An 861-nucleotide genomic window follows, 5' to 3' on the forward strand; every position below is an offset into this window, starting at 1 on the left:
TTGGGCGTAGTTTATTCATCAAAGACACCCTTTACCATTAAACATTAATTCCGTAATGGCTGTATCGCTAAATTTGTCTCCCTTATAAATATCAGTAATTTCAAAGCGTATTGTCATTACATAAACATTTTCTGGTATATATTTCTCAATATTAATTCTTTGATAGGCATGTGTATCTTCTAAATTAATTATAGCTACAGGCTTATTACTTACATACATTTTCATGCTTTTTACTCTTGAGTTGTTATTCCAAGCCTTAAGTGATTTTACATAGCCATTAACCACTATTATTTCTGTTAATTTAACCGTTGGTTCTTCTATAGTAGAAATTTCATATTCCAGATAATCTCCAATTCCATACCCACTTGCACCTTCTACCCATGCCGTTCTAAGGTCGAAATCATGAGCAAGATTTGCATTGTAATTGTTCTTTCCAATTGGTTTTAAATTCGTTTTTGATTTGACACTTGCATTGTTAACACAATTATACCAACAATCACCCCAACAGGAACCTTCTCCCCAATTTGGGAAATAGAACTCCATCATTAATTCTTCTTCAAGAATTTCTGCCTCTAGATTCTTGTTTTCTTCAATAAACTTATCAACTTCATATTGATTTATAATTGTTTTTCCTTGTATTTCAAATGGTGTGAGAACTGGTAATTTCTCAATTATTGGATTTAAGGTGAAAATTATAAAAAGTATCAATCTCATTTACTTAGTATTTTTAATTACGCCCAACGGTTGACAATATGAAACGGTTGGGTTTTCGGAGCGCGTTCGTATCCACCGTTGCAGAAAGTTGAAGCGAGAACAAATGCTCGCAAACCACAGAACCCCAACTGTTTTATATTGTGTGTG

Annotated in this window: 1 protein-coding gene; it reads right to left on the minus strand. The window is 33.0% G+C overall.

Annotation, left to right across the window (positions count from 1 at the left end; genetic code table 11):
* Nucleotides 1-18 precede the first annotated feature (18 nt).
* Nucleotides 19-714 carry an NADase-type glycan-binding domain-containing protein gene (locus JCM15579_RS19925; RefSeq protein WP_054723056.1) on the minus strand — a complete coding sequence of 232 codons (696 nt, stop codon included), beginning with the start codon at nucleotides 712-714 and terminating at the stop codon, nucleotides 19-21.
* Nucleotides 715-861 lie beyond the last annotated feature (147 nt).

The sequence above is a fragment of the Marinifilum fragile JCM 15579 genome (assembly GCF_001310955.1).
Classification (GTDB): Bacteria; Bacteroidota; Bacteroidia; order Bacteroidales; family Marinifilaceae; genus Marinifilum; species Marinifilum fragile.

Coding starts and splice junctions, on each gene's coding strand:
- JCM15579_RS19925 (WP_054723056.1), bottom strand. CDS start 714: ATGAGATTGATACTTTTTATAATTTTCACCTTAAATCCAATAATTGAG.